This window comes from Spirillospora sp. CA-108201 (genome assembly GCF_050936235.1).
GTDB lineage: Bacteria > Actinomycetota > Actinomycetes > Streptosporangiales > Streptosporangiaceae > Spirillospora.
The window spans coordinates 9300343-9317225 of sequence record NZ_JBNJNE010000001.1 but is presented as its reverse complement, the minus strand read 5'-3'; the positions used below and the strand labels follow the sequence as shown (position 1 = coordinate 9317225).

At 76.0% G+C, this 16883-nt stretch carries 13 protein-coding genes; 7 read left to right on the top strand and 6 right to left on the bottom strand.

Features of this window, described 5'->3' with window-relative positions; genetic code table 11:
- Nucleotides 1–165: 165 nt before the first annotated feature.
- Both ACQEU6_RS44455 and ACQEU6_RS44450 read right to left on the bottom strand, forming a co-directional pair.
- Entirely contained in the window at nucleotides 166–1101 is a 936-nt protein-coding gene (locus ACQEU6_RS44455; RefSeq protein WP_499339823.1) for a threonine ammonia-lyase, read from the bottom strand.
- Entirely contained in the window at nucleotides 1098–1295 is a 198-nt protein-coding gene (locus ACQEU6_RS44450; RefSeq protein ID WP_499339822.1) for a hypothetical protein, read from the bottom strand. The genes ACQEU6_RS44455 and ACQEU6_RS44450 overlap by 4 nt, the downstream gene beginning before the upstream one ends.
- Before the next feature lie 18 nt (nucleotides 1296–1313).
- Between ACQEU6_RS44450 and ACQEU6_RS44445 the strand changes: the two genes are divergently transcribed.
- Nucleotides 1314–1952: a hypothetical protein gene (locus ACQEU6_RS44445; RefSeq protein ID WP_499339821.1), complete on the top strand. Its 639-nt coding sequence runs from the start codon at nucleotides 1314–1316 to the stop codon at nucleotides 1950–1952.
- On the opposite strand, the gene ACQEU6_RS44440 is transcribed toward ACQEU6_RS44445, so the two are convergent.
- The 4 genes from ACQEU6_RS44440 to ACQEU6_RS44425 all read right to left on the bottom strand — a co-directional run bounded on the left by ACQEU6_RS44440 (nucleotide 1933) and on the right by ACQEU6_RS44425 (nucleotide 8401).
- Nucleotides 1933–3948 carry a transglutaminase TgpA family protein gene (locus tag ACQEU6_RS44440; protein WP_499339820.1) on the bottom strand — a complete coding sequence of 672 codons (2016 nt, stop codon included), beginning with the start codon at nucleotides 3946–3948 and terminating at the stop codon, nucleotides 1933–1935. The genes ACQEU6_RS44445 and ACQEU6_RS44440 overlap by 20 nt on opposite strands.
- A 166-nt stretch (nucleotides 3949–4114) precedes the next feature.
- Nucleotides 4115–5245 (bottom strand): DUF58 domain-containing protein, encoded by a 1131-nt coding sequence (locus ACQEU6_RS44435; protein ID WP_499339819.1) that lies wholly within the window; start codon nucleotides 5243–5245, stop codon nucleotides 4115–4117.
- A 1-nt stretch (nucleotide 5246) separates the two neighbouring features.
- On the bottom strand, nucleotides 5247–6242 hold the full coding sequence (locus ACQEU6_RS44430) for an AAA family ATPase (RefSeq protein ID WP_499339818.1): 996 nt from the start codon (nucleotides 6240–6242) through the stop codon (nucleotides 5247–5249).
- A complete protein-coding gene (locus ACQEU6_RS44425; RefSeq protein ID WP_499339817.1) occupies nucleotides 6242–8401 on the bottom strand; it encodes a fibronectin type III domain-containing protein in 2160 nt (719 codons plus the stop codon). Before ACQEU6_RS44425 ends, ACQEU6_RS44430 begins: the two co-directional genes overlap by 1 nt.
- A 276-nt stretch (nucleotides 8402–8677) precedes the next feature.
- Here ACQEU6_RS44425 and ACQEU6_RS44420 point away from each other — a divergent pair, with 276 nt between their 5' ends.
- From ACQEU6_RS44420 to ACQEU6_RS44395, 6 genes are read left to right on the top strand one after another with little or no spacing between them, the layout of a single operon-like run.
- On the top strand, nucleotides 8678–9439 hold the full coding sequence (locus ACQEU6_RS44420; RefSeq protein ID WP_499339816.1) for a M50 family metallopeptidase: 762 nt from the start codon (nucleotides 8678–8680) through the stop codon (nucleotides 9437–9439).
- A gap of 58 nt (nucleotides 9440–9497) precedes the next feature.
- A complete protein-coding gene (locus tag ACQEU6_RS44415; protein ID WP_499339815.1) occupies nucleotides 9498–10859 on the top strand; it encodes an SWIM zinc finger family protein in 1362 nt (453 codons plus the stop codon).
- Nucleotides 10856–12385: a DUF5691 domain-containing protein gene (locus ACQEU6_RS44410; RefSeq protein ID WP_499339814.1), complete on the top strand. Its 1530-nt coding sequence runs from the start codon at nucleotides 10856–10858 to the stop codon at nucleotides 12383–12385. Before ACQEU6_RS44415 ends, ACQEU6_RS44410 begins: the two co-directional genes overlap by 4 nt.
- Nucleotides 12382–13515 (top strand): ATP-binding protein, encoded by a 1134-nt coding sequence (locus tag ACQEU6_RS44405; protein WP_499339813.1) that lies wholly within the window; start codon nucleotides 12382–12384, stop codon nucleotides 13513–13515. Before ACQEU6_RS44410 ends, ACQEU6_RS44405 begins: the two co-directional genes overlap by 4 nt.
- Nucleotides 13512–15707, top strand: a complete 2196-nt coding sequence (locus ACQEU6_RS44400) for a DUF5682 family protein (RefSeq protein WP_499339812.1) — start codon at nucleotides 13512–13514, stop codon at nucleotides 15705–15707. Before ACQEU6_RS44405 ends, ACQEU6_RS44400 begins: the two co-directional genes overlap by 4 nt.
- Nucleotides 15689–16882 (top strand): VWA domain-containing protein, encoded by a 1194-nt coding sequence (locus ACQEU6_RS44395; RefSeq protein ID WP_499339811.1) that lies wholly within the window; start codon nucleotides 15689–15691, stop codon nucleotides 16880–16882. Before ACQEU6_RS44400 ends, ACQEU6_RS44395 begins: the two co-directional genes overlap by 19 nt.
- Nucleotide 16883: the final 1 nt, after the last annotated feature.

Sequence of the window (16883 nt, the reverse complement as noted above, 5' to 3'; positions counted from 1 at the left end):
GATGACGAGCACGCCGGTGAGCCCGACGGCCACCTGCCCCGTCAGCCGATCACGCCGCAAGAAACCGCCCAGGCCCGCCATGTCCTGAAATCCCCCACCCGTCGCGCAGGGACACCGTAGCCGCTCGCGCCCCGCCGCGCCCGTGTTCGCGGAAACGGGCGGCGCTCAGCCCCCGCCGAGGGCGGCCGTGTACGCCGGAACGGTGATGTTGCGCCCGGACACGACCACCACCAGGCGCCCGGTGGCCTCGACCTTTCCGGCCAGGACGGCGGCGACCGCCGCGGCGCCCGCGCCCTCGGCGACGAGCCCGTGGTCGTGGAACAGCAGGCGCAGCGCCGTCCGGATCTGCTCGTCGGTGACCGACGTCAGCTCGGCGGTGCCCCCGATCACCCCGGGGGTGACGCAGCCGGGTTCGAGGTTCCCGGGCAGGCCGTCGGCGAAGGTGTCGCCGACCTCGACCCGGGTGACCCGCCCGGCCGCCACCGACGCCGAGACACCGCGCGACACCGCCGACTCCACGCCCACGACGCGCACGTCCCCGCGCTCGCGCGCCCACAGGCACAGGCCGGCGACGAGCCCGCCGCCGCCGACCGGCGCGACCACCGTGAGGGGGCCGCCCGCCTGCGCGTCGAGTTCGCGGCCGATGGTGCCCTGGCCCGCGATGACCGCCGGGTCGTTGTAGGGCGAGACGTAGTGGCCGGGAAGCGTCATCGCGTGCGCCTCGGCCTCGTCGTAGGTCGTCCCGTGCTGGACGAGGCGCACCGGGAACGCGCGGATCCTGTCGACCTTGACCTGCGACGCCCGGGTCGAGACGACGACGGTGACGTCCGCGCCCGCCTTCGCGGCGGCGTACCCCATGCCGAGGCCGTGGTTGCCCGCGCTCGCCGTGACGGCCGGCTCCCCCTCGGGGAGCGCGGCGACGGCCGCGAGCGCGCCCCGCACCTTGAAGGCGCCGATCGGCTGGAACGTCTCCAGCTTCAGCAGCGCGCCCGGCGCCAGGCCCGACGGGACGAGCGGCGTGGGGGCGAGCTCGGCGGACACGGCCCGCCAGGCGCGCTCCAGGTCGTCCGGGCCGGGAGGCCGGACGGAGCGCTCCGTCACGCCCGCTCCCCCGGCGACCCGTCCAGCCGCTCGTGGAGGCGCTCCCGGATCTCGTCGGGGGTGTAGGAGCGGCGGCGGCGCTCGGCGCGCACGATCACGGCCCCGGTCGCGGCGACCCCGAGGAACCCGGCGACGCCCAGCGCCTTCCAGAGATTCGATGCTTTCCAGAGGCCGGATCCGCTCAACGTGCGCATACGGCTACGGTAGCGACCATGCCGGGCACGAGCATCTCCCTCGCCGAGGCCGCCGAATTGACCCGCACCGGGGACGTGTGGCTGTTCCGCGGCCGGACGGTCGCGGACCGCGCCATCCAGATGACGACCAACAGCCCCGTCAACCACGTCGGCATGGCGGTGGTGATCGACGACCTGCCGCCGCTGATGTGGCACGCCGAGCTCGGCCGCTCGCTGCGGGACATGTGGACGGGCGGGCACCACCGCGGCGCGCAGCTGCACGACCTGCGGGACGCGGTGCTGGCCTGGGGGAACCGCTACGGGCAGCGGGCCTGGCTCCGGCAGCTCGACCCGCCGCCGACCCCGGCGATGGAGGACGCGGCGCTGCGCGCGGTGGCGCGCCTGGACGGCACGCCGTTCCCCTCGACGTCGAAGCTGGCGACGCGGTGGCTGCGCGGGCGGGTGCCGATCCGGCGGCCGGCCGAGCGGGACGCGAACCTGGAGACCGCGTTCTGCGCGGAGATCGTCGCGGTGACGTACCAGTCGATGGGGCTGCTGCCGAAGGGGCGCCGCCCGAACTGGTTCGACCCCGGCCGGTTCTGGAGCGGCGACGACCTGGAGCTGGAGACGGGCGCGGTGCTCGGCGGCGAGATCGCGGTCAGCGTCCCCGCGTCCTGACGGCCCGGCGGTCCCGCAGCGACCGCGGGTGCAGGCGGCGCCGGAACCGCCGCAGCCGCCCGGCCCGGGCGGTGACGAGGCGCCCGAGCTCGTCGGTGTGCCGCCACGCCAGGTCGGCGGCGCCGGGGTCGGCGCCGGACGCGGCGAACCGGCTGCGGTTGACGAGGTCGGCGAGCGGCCCGAGGTGGCCGTGGGCGTCGTCGCCGACGGCGGACGCGCCGAACCGGGCGACCTCGTGCGCGGTCAGCGTCCGGGCCGTCGACAGGCCGACGTCGGCGAGGTGGTCGAGCGCCTGGTGCCACGCGCCGGTGATCCGGGCGGCGGGCGCTCCCGCCCTCCGGCGGCGTCTCCGCAGGGCGGGGGCGAGGAGGACGGCGCCCAGGTAGCCGGCGGCGAGGGCGCCCACCGCGACGGAGGCGATCATCCACCACGGCGTGGGCCGGCCGTCCGCGCCGGCCGGCTTCTGCGGGCCCTTCTGCGTGGTGTCGCCCGGCCCCTGCCCGCGCTGCTGGGACGCCGCGTTCTTCTGGGCCTGCTCCAGCTTCTGCTCGGTCTCCCCCGCCGCGACGGAGTCGTTCTTCTTGGACCGGCGCGCGCTGTCGGGGAGCGGGTTGAACCGGATCCAGCCGAGACCGTCGAACTTGATCTCCGGCCACACCATCACGTCCCCGGACCGGACCTGGACGGTGTCGCCCGCGCGGTCGCCGCCGTCGAAGCCCACGGTGACGCGGGACGGCAGGCCGATCGTCCGGGCGAGCAGGGCGTAGGCGGTCGCGAAGTGCTCGGGCGTGCCGCGCCTGCCCTCGCCGAGGAAGTAGTCGAGCTGCCGGTAGCTGTGCCCCGGCGGGGCGGTGACGTCGTACCGCGCGTACCGCTTGAGGTACTCGGCGAGCATCGCGGCCTTCTGGATGGGCGACACGGCGCCCCGCGTCGCGGCCTGGGCGAACCTGCGGAACTCGGCGATCTGGACGGGCGGCTCCTTCGCGCCGGGCCCCCACGGCAGCTCCCGCGCCGCCCTGGCCTCGGCGTCGCCGGCGACCTCCGCCCCGGCGAGGTCGTCGGCCGTCCATTCGGGGACGACGGAGTCGACGCGGTAGGTCTGGCCGGGGCGCAGCGGCCGCGCGGCGGCCAGCGCGCCGCTGCCGGGGTCGACGACGACGGGGAGCCCGGTGACCTCCCGGGGCCGGTCGGCGGCGGGCACCCACACGCCGGGCAGGTCGCGGATGGTGATGTGCTGCGCGACCTCGTGCTCGCGGTCCGGGTCCGGGCCCTGCGGCACGCGGCTCCCCGTGGGGACGAACCGGGCCGTGGACGACCACGTCACACCGTCGAACCGGTCCAGGACGGCGAGCCGCTCGATCTCGCCGCGCCTGGACCGGACCGTGAACATCACCTGGTCGGGGCTGAGCAGCCAGCCGCCGACGCGGTCCAGCGGGCTGACGCCGTCGCGCTGCTGCGGCGGCGGCGCCTGCACCTGCTCGCGCGGGTTGTAGGGGTCCGCGCTGACGGGGACGACGGGGCCGGCGGCGAACGCCAGCGCCCCGAGGACGGCCGCCGCGGGGACGCCGACCAGGGGGGCCGCCAGGCGACGCCCGCGCCCGGCCCCTCCGCGCGGACGAGGACCAGCACGGCGGTGAGCACCACGGTCGCGGCGGCGAGCGGCAGGTTGGATCCGGGCCCGTCCACGCCGAGCAGCAGCGCGACCGCCCACACGCCGAGCGCGGGCACGCACGGCAGGACGCGCAGCGAGGTGCGCAGCGCCAGCTCCGCCGCCGCGAACGCCGCCAGCCACACCACCACGTGGACCAGGACGAGGTACTCCGGCTTCGCGGGGGCGGGCAGCAGCGTGGTCAGGATCGACTTCCACGCGCCGAGCACGCCCTCGCGCAGCGTCTGCGGCAGCGTCCCGTCCCCGAGGGCGGGGCGCAGGACGGTGGCCGAGACCGTCCCCGCCCAGGCGACGACGGTCAGCACCAGCGATATCCACAGCGGCCATGGGCCCCTGTCCTTGCGCGGCCCCGACAGCAGCCCGCTCAGCAGCGTCGGCACCACCGCCGCGACGGCGGCGACGGGGACGACCGGCCCGAGCCCGAAGACCCGCTGGAACGCGAGCCCGGCGACGGCGACCAGGCAGGCCGTCACGGCGAGCGACGCGTACCGGGTCACCGGGCGCTCCCCAGCCGGCGCCACGCCTCCGCCAGCCCCTCCAGGTCGGCGAAGTCGACGAGCTGGACCCCGGGCGGCGCCGCCGCGGGCGCCTCCGGGCGGACCCGCAGCACGACGACCCGGTCGAAGCGGCTGCGGACGGCCGCGATGCGCCCGAGCTCGCCGGCGTCCGGGGTGATGACGACGAGGGACCCGCCCGGGCGCACGCGGCGCATCGCGTCCACGGCCGAGCGCGGCCCCTCCCGCATCCCGACGGAGGTGAGCCGGTCGAGCAGGACCTCCACGTCCTCCGGCCCGCCGCGCGTGTCGGCCACCTGGCCGTCGCCGGTGAGGATCCGGACGGGGAAGCTCGCCGACGCCGCCCCGGCCGCGACCGACGCCGCCGCGTCCACGGCCAGCTCGAAGTCGTCGGGCTCCGGCCACGACCCGGGGCGCGCCTCCAGCACGACCGTCGTCGTCGGCAGGCTGGCGTCCATGAGCTGGCGGACCATCAGCGTCCCGGTGCGCGCCGACGACTTCCAGTGGATGTGGCGCAGCTCGTCCCCGATCACGTACTCGCGCAGCGCGTGGAACGTCGCCGTCCCCGCCGGGGACCGGTCGCTGGTGGGGCCCTCCAGGTGGTAGGCGCGGCCGGACGGCAGCAGCGCCAGCCGCACCGTCCTCGGCCGGACGAGCAGCACCCGCGGCGTCCCGTACTCGCGCACCCGGCGCGCCAGCCGGAGCGGGTCGGCGCGCACCAGCCGCAGCGGCCCCACCGGGATCTCGCCGCGCCGGGACGTCGGCAGCCGGTAGGTCACGGTGCGCCCGCCGCCCGGGCGCAGCCGCGGGACGTCGACCGCGACCGGAGTGGAACCGGCCGCGTCCTCGGCGCTGAGCCCGCGGACGCCGCGCCCCTTGTTCGTCACGTGCAGGACCCCGACGGCGGGCTCGCCGCGCTCGACCCGCGCCGGCGCGATCTCCCGGCGGACCTCCAGCTTCGGGCGCGGCAGCGTCCACAGCGCCGCCGCCACCACCGCGACGAGGCCCGCGACGGCCAGCACGGCGGGCTCGGGATAGCCGAGCCACCAGCCCGCCGCGTACAGCAGGACCGAGCCGGCCGCCGTCCCCCACCCGAGCGGCGTCAGCACGTCACACCCCGGCGGCCTGCGGCGTCGGCACGTTGCCCAGCGCCTCGGCGACCACGTCCGCGCCCGTGCGCCCGCGCAGCTCGGCCTCCGGCGTGACGATCAGGCGGTGGGCGATGACCGGCTCCGCGAGCGCCTTCACGTCCTCGGGAACGATGTAGGAGCGGCCGTCCGCCGCCGCCCGCACCCGCGCGGCGCGCAGCAGCGCGATGCCGGCCCGCGGGCTCGCGCCGAGCCGCAGGTCGGGGTGCTCGCGGGTGGCGGCGACGACGCGCACGAGGTAGTCGAACAGGGGCGGCGCGACGTGCAGCCGCTGCGCGAACTCGATCATCCGGGCGAGGTCCTCGCGGCTCATCACCGGCGGCATCTGGTCGAGCGTCGTGCCGGTCGGGGCCCCGGCGAGCAGCGCGACCTCCGCCTGGTGGTCGGGGTAGCCCATCGAGATCCGCATGAGGAACCGGTCGAGCTGCGCCTCCGGCAGCGGGTAGGTGCCGTCCATGTCGACGGGGTTCTGCGTGGCGATCACCATGAACGGGCGCGGCACCGGATGCGGGACGCCCTCGACGGTGACCCGGCGCTCCTCCATGACCTCCAGCAGCGCCGACTGCGTCTTGGGCGAACCGCGGTTGATCTCGTCCGCCACGGCCAGGTTGGCGAAGATCGGCCCGGGGTGGAACTCGAACGCGCCGTCGCCCTGGTTGAAGATCGACACGCCGGTGATGTCGCTGGGCAGCAGGTCGGGCGTGAACTGGATGCGGGCCCACTTGGCGTCCACCGACGCCGACACCGCCCGCGCCAGCGTGGTCTTGCCGACGCCGGGGACGTCCTCGACCAGCAGGTGCCCCTCGGCCAGCAGGCAGGTCAGCGCCAGCTCGACCTTCTCCCGCTTGCCGCGCACGACCCGCTCGATGTTGCCCGCCAGCGCCGCGAACATCTGCGCGAACCGCCCCGCCAGCGCGTCCGCGTCCACCGCAGCGTTCATCCCGGAGTTCTCGGTCATCAGGTGCACTCCCACAGTGACGAGGAGAACGTCCCCGAGTTGGAGCCGGGGGTGTTCACGTAGAGGTCGCTGACCCACCGCGTCCGGCCGCCGTACTCGATCTTGTCCCAGACGGTGCTTCTGAGGCCGGGGTTGTTCTCGTCCGTGACCAGGTCGGATCTCTGCTGGCAGTAGACCTTCACCTGGCCCGTGAAACCCTTGGGGAACTGCCCGTCGCGCGGCGCGCCGGTGCCCGGACCGGTGTGCAGCCACGTGTTGGTGTTCTCGTTGTTGTGGCCGGCATAGGACCCGGCGTGCGCGTCCGGGTCGAGATCCGCCGACGCGCTCACCGGCGTCGACGACCCGGCGCCGTTGCGGGCGGTCACGTTCAGCCTGTACGTCCTCGCGTTGGCGAGGTTCCTGACCTGGTGCGAGGTGCCCTTGGCCGAGGCCGATCCGCCGTTCCAGGTGATGTCGTAGGTGACGTCGAAGCCGGACGAGGGGGTCCAGGTGAGGTCCGCGCCGTGGTTGACGGGGGTCGCTCTGAGACCCGTAGGCGGGCCCGGGGCGGTGCAGGCGGTGGCGCCGACGTCGCCGGACTCGCTGTAGGCGGGCTTGCCGTTCTTCCCCTTGTACTCGGCGGCCACCTTGTAGATGTGCGTGGTCGTGTCGCAGGTCAGGCCGCCCACGGAGAACGTCCCGCCCTGGCTGGTTCCGGGGAACTGCGCGGGCTTGGCGTCCGCGACCGGCCTGCCGTTCTGGCCGAGCAGCACGAACCGGGTCACCGGGTAGACGCCCTGCGGCTGCGCGGCGGCGGTGAACCGCACCTTGACCGAGCCGTTGTCGCCCGACGCGGCGGGCGTGGGCGGGTCGGGCGCGGTGGGGTCCTTCTTCACCGGCGGCTTGACGGGCGTGCGCGGCGGCGGCGTGGTGGTGGTGGTGTTGCCGCCGTCGCCTCCGCCGCGGCCGTTGCGGTTGCCCTGGCCGCCCGGGTCGGCCTGCACGGGCAGCGGGCGCCGCGCGCTGCCGGGGACCTTGTCCTCGTACTTCTTGATGCGCTTGACGCCGCCGTCCGGGCCGAAGGCGAGGGCGGTGGGGCCGTTGGGGTCGTTCACCCAGAGCATGTGGTCTCGGACGAGCATCTCGATCGCGCCGCCTGGGCGGGTGGCCGCGATGGGCTGCTCCCATGCGTTGCGCTCGGTGTTGAAGACCAGCAGCCGGCCGGACGTGCGGTCCGGCAGGTAGACGCGCTGCCCGAGGACGTTCGGGGGCTCGAAGGCGTGGTCCGGCACGCGCAGGGCCACCGAGTCGACCCGGCCGACGCCGGTGTCCAGCAGGTAGAGGGAGCCGCCCGCGCCGAGCATCGGGACGATCTGCCCGTCGGCGACCGCGGGGACCTTGACGCCGTTCGCGGCCCGCGTGACGGGCGCGGGGAGGTTGATCCGACGCGTGCCCTCGGGGCGGACGATCAGGGCCGTCGCGGCCGTACTGTCGATGATCACGGGCCGGCCCGCGGCCATCGCCAGCGCGAGGCGGTCGCCGGTCTTCCCCGCGGCGACGGGCGCGCCCTGGCGGCCGGACTTGAAGGGGACGACGTGGCCCGTCTGCGGGACGGGCACCCACAGCGCGCCGTCGGCGTCGATGCCCGCCTGCCCGAGCGGCGCGGTGAGGGTCGCGGGTCCGCCGACCGGCGCCAGGGTCACCGGGTCGATCTGCTGGACGGTGCCCTTGACGACGTCGACCGTGTAGGCGGCGCCCGCGCCGGAGAGCACCTGCATGCCCGCCCCGCCCACCTGCCGGCTCTTGGTGATCTTGAGCTGGGAGGGGTCGATCCGGCTGACGACGCCGGTCTCCTCGTCGACCAGCAGCACGGTCGCGCCGTCCTGGACGACCTTGATGCGGTGGCCGCGCATCTGCGGCACCACCGGGGCCTTGCCGTCGACCTTGCCGGCCAGCCCGTTGGCGTGCACGACCAGGCCCTTGCCGCTCGCGCTGAGCCAGGCCCCCACGTCCGAGAGCCGGTACCGCGCGCTGGCGGTGCCCACGCCGTAGACGAGCGCGCCCACCGCGAGCACGCCGACCAGCCCGGCGGCGATCTGACCGGTCAGCCTGTCACGCCGGAAGTATCGGAATAGACCGCGCGGGCCGGTGGTCCGCGCGGAGGATCGGTCCCCGTTCAATCCCCGCTCACCCTCTCGGCGCGCCGGGAGCAGGGAGCCGCTGGCCCGGGGCGCGAAGGCACCTTAACGGCAATACGGGGCGCTCCGGAACGGGTTTGCGCAGATCGGCCTGACGTTCGCTCCCAGTCCGGCGGGTTACGGGTGATCTCCTATGCCATTGATCACATGTGTGCGCCTTGGAGGTGACATGCTCGGTCCGTCGGCCTGAGAACCGAACGCGAACGTTATCCGGGACGTCCTAGTGTTGGGCATCGCGACGACGACTCCGAGGTGGACGTGGAAAACGTGAGCATCGCCGACCTGTGGCACCGGGTGACGGGAACGCAGCCGGATCCGCCGTGGTGGCTGGTGGCCCTGGTCGGCCTCGTGGCGCTCGCCTCGGTGGTGCACGGCCCGACCTGGCGGATGGCGCGCAACACCGTCACGATCGCGCACGAGGGCGGGCACGCGCTGGTCGCGCTGCTCTTCGGCCGCAAGCTGGACGGCATCAAGCTGCACTCCGACACGTCGGGGGTGACGGTGTCGCGCGGCAAGCCGCACGGCATCGGGATGATCTTCACCGCGATGGCGGGGTACGTGACGCCGCCGCTGCTCGGGCTGCTGTTCGCGCTGCTGCTGGAGGACGGCCGCATCACGCTGATGCTGTGGTTCACGCTGGCTCTGCTCGCCGCGACGCTCATCATGATCCGCAATGCCTACGGGGCGCTGTCGGTGATCGTCACGGGCGCGGTGGTCTTCGCGGTGTCGTGGCTGGGCAGCGCCACGGTGCAGGCCGGGTTCGCCTACCTGGCCGCCTGGTTCCTGCTGCTGGCCGGCACCCGCCCGGTGATCGAGCTGCAGCGGATGCGGTCCCGGCACATGGCGCCGAGCTCCGACGCCGACCAGCTCCACCACCTCACCGGCGTCCCCGGGCTCGCCTGGGTGGGCCTGTTCGCGGCCACCGCCCTGGTGGCCCTGCTGGCGGGCGGAGCGCTCCTCATCCCGGACGTGTCGCTGCCCGACTTCCCCACCCCGCCGGGCTTCGGCGGCGCGGGCTGACGCGAGGCCGGGGCCGCGAGGGGGCCGACTGTCCGAGGGCGCCGATAGTTTCGGGTGTGTGAGCGATCGGTGGTCTCGTGAGCAGGTGCTCGGGCTCGCGCCCGACGCGCCGTCCGCCAGGGCGGCGGGCGGCGTCGCCAAGCCCGCCAAGTGGGCCGGGACGGGGTGCGACGACGAGGCCGTCTGGGGCGAGTGCCAGGGCAGCGGCAGGTCGTCCTACCGGACGTGCGTCGACCTGACCGGCCCGGCCTTCCGGTGCACGTGCCCGAGCCGCAAGTTCCCGTGCAAGCACGCTCTGGCCCTGCTGTTCCTGTGGGCGGACGGCCACATCGAAGCCGAAGGCGCTCCGGGGGGTGCGGGGGGTCGTCCCCCCGGGGGTGACGGTGCCGCGGGCGAGGGCGGGTCGCGTCCCGGGTGGGTCGCCGAGTGGGTCGAGGACCGCCGGGAGAGGGCCGGTCGGGCGGCCGAGCGGCGGACCGCGTCGGCGGCCAGGACCCGCGACCCGAAGACGGCGGAGCGGCGGGCCAGGCGGGTCGACGACGGGCTCGCCGAGCTGGACCAGTGGCTCCGCGACCAGGTCGCGCACGGCCTCGCGCAGGCGGAGAAGGCCCCCTACCGGCTGTGGGACGACGCCGCGCGGCGGCTCGTCGACGCGCAGGCGGGCGCGCTCGCGGGGCCCGTCAGGGGCCTGGCCGCGATCCCGCGCCGGCCCGGCTGGCCGGGCCGGCTGCTGGAGGAGTACGCGCTGCTGCGGCTGCTGGTCCGGGCCTACCAGCGGCGGGAGGAGCTGCCCCCGGGGCTGGGCGAGACCGTCCGCTCGCGGGTCGGGTTCACCGTCCCGCAGGAGGAGGTGCTGTCCGGCGGGGAGCGCGTGCGGGACCTGTGGTCGGTCACCGGGTCGCGCGACACCGCGCAAGACCTGCTCACCACGCGGCGGGTGTGGCTTCGCGGGAGCCGGACGCGGCGTCCCGCGCTCGTGTTGTCCTTCGCCGCGCCGGGCACGACCCTTGACGGGTCGCTCGTCGTGGGTACGCGGGTCGACGCGGAGCTGGCCTTCTACCCGGGCGCGCAGCCGCTGCGGGCGCTGGTCGCCGAGCGGTACGGGGCGCCCATGAGGGGCGCGCCCGCGGGGACGTCCGTCCGGGGCTTCCTCGACGAGCACGCCGCCGCGCTCGCGCTCGACCCGTGGCTGGACCGCTGGCCCGCGACGCTGGAAGACGTCCGCCTGGCGCGCACCGAAGGAGGAGACCTGCACGTCGTCGACGGCGCCGGTGACGCGCTGCCGCTCCGGATGGGCGATCCGTGGCGGCTGCTCGCGCTGTCGGGCGGCGGCCCGGTCACGCTCGCCGGGGAGTGGAGCCCGCGCGGCCTGCGCCCGCTGGCCGCGTGGCACGAGGACGAGGGGACGGTGATCCTGTGACGGCGTGGGACGAGCACGTCACCGCCGCGCTGCTCGGCACCGAGCGCCGCGACCCGCCCGTCCTGGCGGAGGCGCCGGGCGGCTACGGCAACGGCGGCGGCGACGGCGGCGACAAGGCCGGGCGGCTGCTCGACCAGGCGGCGCTGCTCGCCGTCCGGCGGCGGGCGGGGCAGGTCCCGCAGGGGCCGCCCCCCGAGCCGGTGGCGCTGGCCCCGGTGGAGAGCGTCCCGGCGGTTCCGAGGGCGGCGGCGGCCCGGCTGCGGCGGATCCTCGGCGGCGAGCAGATCCGCGTGCTGCCCGAATGGCTCGACGCGGCGGCCGCCCGGGGCCTGCGGGTGCCCGCCCAGACGCTTCCCGACCTGCTGGAGCGGGGGCGCAGCGACCGGATGCTGCGGCCGTCGATCGCGCGGGCGTGCGGGCGGCGCGGCGTGTGGCTGGCCCTGCAGAACACCGACTGGGCCTACCTGGTGGGTTCGGGCGACGACCCCGGCGGCGGGCCCGAAGTGTGGGAGACCGGCACGCGGAACCGGCGGGTGGCCTACCTGACCATGCTTCGCGAGACCGAGCCAGAGCGCGCGCGGGAGCTTCTTCAGGCAACCTGGGCCAAGGAACCGGCACCCGATCGCGCGGCGTTCCTCGCCACGTTCACGCACGGGCTTTCCCCGGACGACGAGGAGTTCCTTGAGGCGGCGTTGGGCGACCGCGGGAAGGACGTCCGGCAACTCGCGTCCGACCTGCTGGCCCGCATGCCTGGCTCCGCGTACGGGGAGCGCATGGCGGCGCGCGCCCGCGCCTGCCTGACCACCGAGAAGCGCACGGTCCGGGGCCGCGAGCAGACGCGGATCCGGGTGGACCCGCCGCACGCCCACGACGAGGACCTGGCGCGCGACGGCGTCCCGTTCCATCCGACCGGTTCGTTCGCGCCGCGCGGCGGCGCCGCGCCGGTCGGGACGCGGGCCGCGTGGCTGCGCGAGATCCTGGCCCGCACCCCGCTGTCCACCTGGACGGAGCTGTTCGGGCTGCCGCCCATGGAGATCGTGTGCCTGCCCGTCTCCGACACCGACGGCCGCGACGTCCACATCGGCTGGGCCCGCGCCGCCCTCGGCCAGCACGACACCGGGTGGGCCCGTGCGCTGCTCAGGGGCGGCGTCATGGTGGACGAGCCGGAGGCCCTCGCCGACCTGCTGTCGGTCCTGCCCGGCCCGGAGCGCGACCCGGCGGCGGCCGACCTGATCCGCTGGGTGGAGGGGCGGCCCGACCTGCTGCGGGTCCTGGAGCGGGTGCCCGGCCCGTGGGCCGGGCCGCTCGCGGCGGCGGTGGTCGAGACGCTGAGCGCGTCCGCCGAGCGCCCCACCCGCCGCGACGAACATCTGATCACACAGCTGTGCCGGCTCGCCGACCAGCGGCTCGACCCGGCCGCCGCGGCCCGCCTGGCGGGCATAGGACCGGCCGCCCCGCGGGCCGTCACCGACCTGATCGCGACCCTGCGTTTCCGCGACGAGATGCTGAAGGAGCTTGACCAGTGACCGAAGAGGCAGGCCCGGCGGGCCCCGGGGACGGTTCCCCCGCGCCGACCGCGGGCGCCGTGCTGCGGCCGCACGCCGAGCAGGAGCACGCCGCCGAGCTGGCGCGGCTGGCCGAGCACGACGACCGGCCCCGGCCGCCCGGCTGGCGGCTGTCGCCCTGGGCGGTCACCGCGTACCTGCTCGGCGGGGAGCTGCCGGACGGCACGGCGGTCAGCCCGAAGTACGTGGGGCCGCGCCGGCTGATGGAGGTCGCGGTGGCGACGCTCGCGACCGACCGGGCGCTGCTGCTCCTCGGCGTCCCCGGCACGGCGAAGACCTGGGTGTCCGAGCACCTCGCCGCCGCGATCAGCGGCGACTCCACGCTGCTCGTGCAGGGCACGGCGGGCACGGCGGAGGAGGCGGTCCGCTACGGCTGGAACTACGCGCGGCTGCTCGCCGAGGGGCCCTCGGAGCGGGCGCTGGTGGAGAGCCCGCTGATGCGCGCGATGCGGCGCGGCTCCGTCGCCCGCATCGAGGAGCTGACCCGCATGCCCTCCGACGTCCAGGACACCCTCATCACCGTCCTGTCGGAGAAGACGCTGCCGGTGCCCGAGCTGAACACCGAGGTGCAGGCGCGCCAGGGGTTCACGGTCATCGCGACCGCCAACGACCGCGACCGGGGCGTGAACGAGCTGTCCAGCGCGCTGCGCCGCCGGTTCAACACGGTCGTGCTGCCGCTGCCGGAGTCCGCCGAGGACGAGGTCGCGATCGTCGCGCGCCGCGTCGACCAGATCGGCGCGGGGCTGGAGCTGCCCGAGAGCCCGGCGGGCCTGGAGGAGATCCGGCGGGTCGTCACGGTGTTCCGGGAGCTGCGGTCCGGGGCCACGGCCGACGGGCGCACCAAGCTGAAGTCGCCCAGCGGGACGCTCAGCACCGCCGAGGCCATCTCGGTGATCACCAGCGGGCTGGCGCTGGCCGCGCACTTCGGCGACGGCGTGCTGCGCGCCGCCGACGTGGCGGGCGGGATCGTCGGCGCCGTCGTCCAGGACCCGGTGTCCGACCGCGTCGTGTGGCAGGAGTACCTGGAGGCGGTCGTCCGCGACCGCCCCGAGTGGCGGGACTTCTACCGCGCCTGCCGGGAGGTCTCTTGAGCCAGGTCGAAGTCTTCGGCGTCCGGCACCACGGGCCGGGATCGGCCCGTGCGCTGCGGGGTGCGCTGGAGGACTTCAAGCCGGACGCGGTGCTGGTCGAGGGGCCGCCCGAGGCCGACGCGATCGTGGAGCTGGCGGGCGACCCGGGGATGGCGCCGCCGGTCGCCCTGCTCGCCTACTCCCCCGCCCCCGCCGACGGCGACCGGAAGGCCGCGTTCTGGCCGTTCGCCGAGTTCAGCCCGGAGTGGCAGGCGATCCGGTACGCGCTGTCGGCGGGCGTCCCCGTCCGGTTCTGCGACCTCCCCGCCGCGAACCAGCTGGTCCCGGCCGAGGAGGAGCCGTCCGAGGAGGCCGTCAGGCTCGACCCGCTCGGCTGGCTGGCGAAGGCCGCCGGGTATGACGACGCCGAGCGGTGGTGGGACGACGTGGTCGAGCACCGCCACGGCGGCCCGTCGCCCTTCCCCGCCATCGCCGAGGCCATGGCGGAGCTGCGCGGCGAGCTCGAACCGGCCGCGCGGGAGGAGCAGCGCGAGGCCCACATGCGCAGGACGGTGCGCCGCGCCCTGAAGGAGGGCCACGAGCGGGTCGCCGTGGTGTGCGGAGCGTGGCACGTCCCGGCCCTGCGCGCCAGGGTCCCGGCGAGCCACGACGACCGGACGCTGCGCGGCCTGCCGAAGACCAGGGTCGCCATGACGTGGGTGCCGTGGACGCACGGGCGGCTCGCCGGGCGGTCCGGCTACGGCGCGGGCGTGCGCTCCCCGGGCTGGTACCACCACCTGTTCGCGGCCCGCGACCGCCCGATCGAGCGCTGGCTGACCGCCGCCGCCCGCGTCCTGCGCGAGGAGGACCTGCACGTCTCCTCCGCGCACGTGATCGAGGCCGTCCGGCTCGCCGAGGCCCTGGCGGCGCTGCGCGGGCGGCCCCTCGCCGGGCTGGACGAGGTCACCGAGGCGACCCGGGCCGTCCTGTGCGAGGGCGCCGACCTGCCGGTCCGGCTCATCCAGGACCGGATGGTGGTCGGCGAGCGGCTCGGCGCGGTCCCGGAGCGGACCCCGATGGTGCCGCTGCAGCGCGACCTGCAGGCCGAGCAGCGGCGGCTCAGGCTCAGGCCGTCCGCCCTCGGCAAGGAGCAGGACCTCGACCTGCGCAAGCCCACCGACCTGGAGCGCAGCCGCCTGCTGCACCGCCTCCGCATGCTGGACGTGCACTGGGGCGTCCCGTCGGAGAGCCGCTCCAAGGGCACGTTCCGCGAGACGTGGACGCTGGTCTGGCGGCCCGAGTTCGACGTGGAGCTGATCGAGGCGAGCGCGTGGGGCACCACCGTGCGCGGCGCGAGCACGGCCCGCGCGCGGGAGGCGGCCGAGAGCGCCACGGCCCTCGCCGACCTCACCGCCGTGGCCGAGCGCTGCCTGCTCGCCGACCTCGCAGACGCGCTCCCCGCGGTCATGGGCGCCCTCGCCGACCGCGCCGCGGTCGACACCGACGTCGCGCACCTGATGGCGGCCATGCCCGCGCTGGTCCGCGCGCTGCGCTACGGCGACGTCCGCGGCACCTCCACCGGCCCGCTCCGCACGGTGGTCGACGGCCTCGTCGTCCGCGTCGGCGTGGGGCTCCCGCCCGCGATCACCGGGCTGGACGACGACGCCGCCCGCGAGTTCCTCGGGCACGTCGACGCCGTCCACGGCGCCCTGTCCCTGCTCGCCGACGAGGGGCACATCGAGCACTGGCGCCGCACGCTGGAGGATCTGCTCGGCCGCCCCGACACCCTGCACGGACTCATCGAGGGCCGCCTCACCCGCCTGCTGCTCGACGCCGGGCGGCTGCACGACGTCCCCGACCGGATGGCGCGCGCCGTGTCGGTCGGCGCCGCGCCGGACCGCGCCGCCGCCTGGGTCGAGGGCTTCCTCGCGGGCGGCGGGCTCCTGCTCATGCACGACGAGGCGCTCCTGCGGCTCGTCGACGAGTGGATCGCCGGCCTGCCCGCCGACGCGTTCACCGACGTCCTGCCCCTCCTGCGCCGGACGTTCGGCGCCTACCCCGCCGCCGAGCGCCGCGCCATCGGCGAGCGGCTCCGCCGCGGCCGCGGCCCCGCCGGGCGGGCACGGCCGCGGGAGCACGACGTGGACGAGGCCCGGGCGGCGCCGGCGGCCGCCACGGCCCTGCGGATCCTCGGATGGGAGCGGACGTCGTGACGGACGAGAGCGCGGACGACCGGCTGCGGCGCTGGCGGCTGGTGCTCGGCGGCGACCAGGCCGACGGGACGGGCGTGGCGCTGGACGGCGACGACGCCGGCATGGACGGCGCGCTGGAGCGGCTCTACGGGGCCGGCGGCGAGGAGGGCCGGCCCCGGCCGGGGCGGCGCGGCGCCGGGCTCGGCGACTCGGCGCCCTCCGTGGCCCGGTGGCTCGGCGACATCCGCGCCTACTTCCCGTCGAGCGTCGTGCGGGTGATGCAGAAGGACGCGATCGAGCGCCTCGACCTCACCCGGCTGCTGCTGGAGCCGGAGATGCTGGACGCGGTCGAGCCCGACGTCCACCTCGTCGGGACGCTCCTGTCGCTGAACCGGGTGCTGCCCGACCAGGCCCGGGAGTCGGCGCGAGCGGTGGTCCGCGCGGTCGTGCGCGACCTGGAGAGGCGGCTCGCGCAGAAGACGCGCTCGGCGGTCGGCGGCGCCCTCGACCGGTCGGCGCGGGTGCTGCGCCCGAGGCGGCTCGCCGACGTCGACTGGGACCGCACGATCCGCGCGAACCTGCGCCACTACCTGCCCGACCAGGGCACCCTCGTGCCGGAGCGGCTGATCGGGTACGGCCGCCGGCGGGAGGCCGTCAAGCGGGACGTGGTGCTCGCGATCGACCAGAGCGGCTCGATGGCGGCCTCGGTGGTGTACGCGAGCGTGTTCGGGGCGGTGCTCGCGTCGATGCGGTCGCTGCGCACGTCGCTGGTGGTGTTCGACACCGGCGTCGTGGACCTCACCGACCAGCTCCACGACCCGGTGGAGGTGCTGTTCGGCACGCAGCTCGGCGGCGGCACCGACATCAACCGCGCCGTCGCGTACTGCCAGGGCCTGGTCACGCGCCCGGCCGAGACGACCCTCGTGCTGATCAGCGATCTGTACGAGGGCGGGATCCGCGACGAGATGCTCCAGCGGGTCGCGGCGCTGACGGCGGCGGGCGTGCAGGTCGTCGTGCTGCTCGCCCTGTCGGACGAGGGGGCGCCGGCCTACGACCACGACAACGCGGCGGCCCTGGCCGCGATGGGCGTCCCGGCCTTCGCGTGCACTCCCGACGCCTTCCCCGGCCTGATGGCCGCCGCCATCGAGCGCCGCGACCTCAAGGAATGGTCCGAGCGCGCCGCGGCGGACGGGTGAC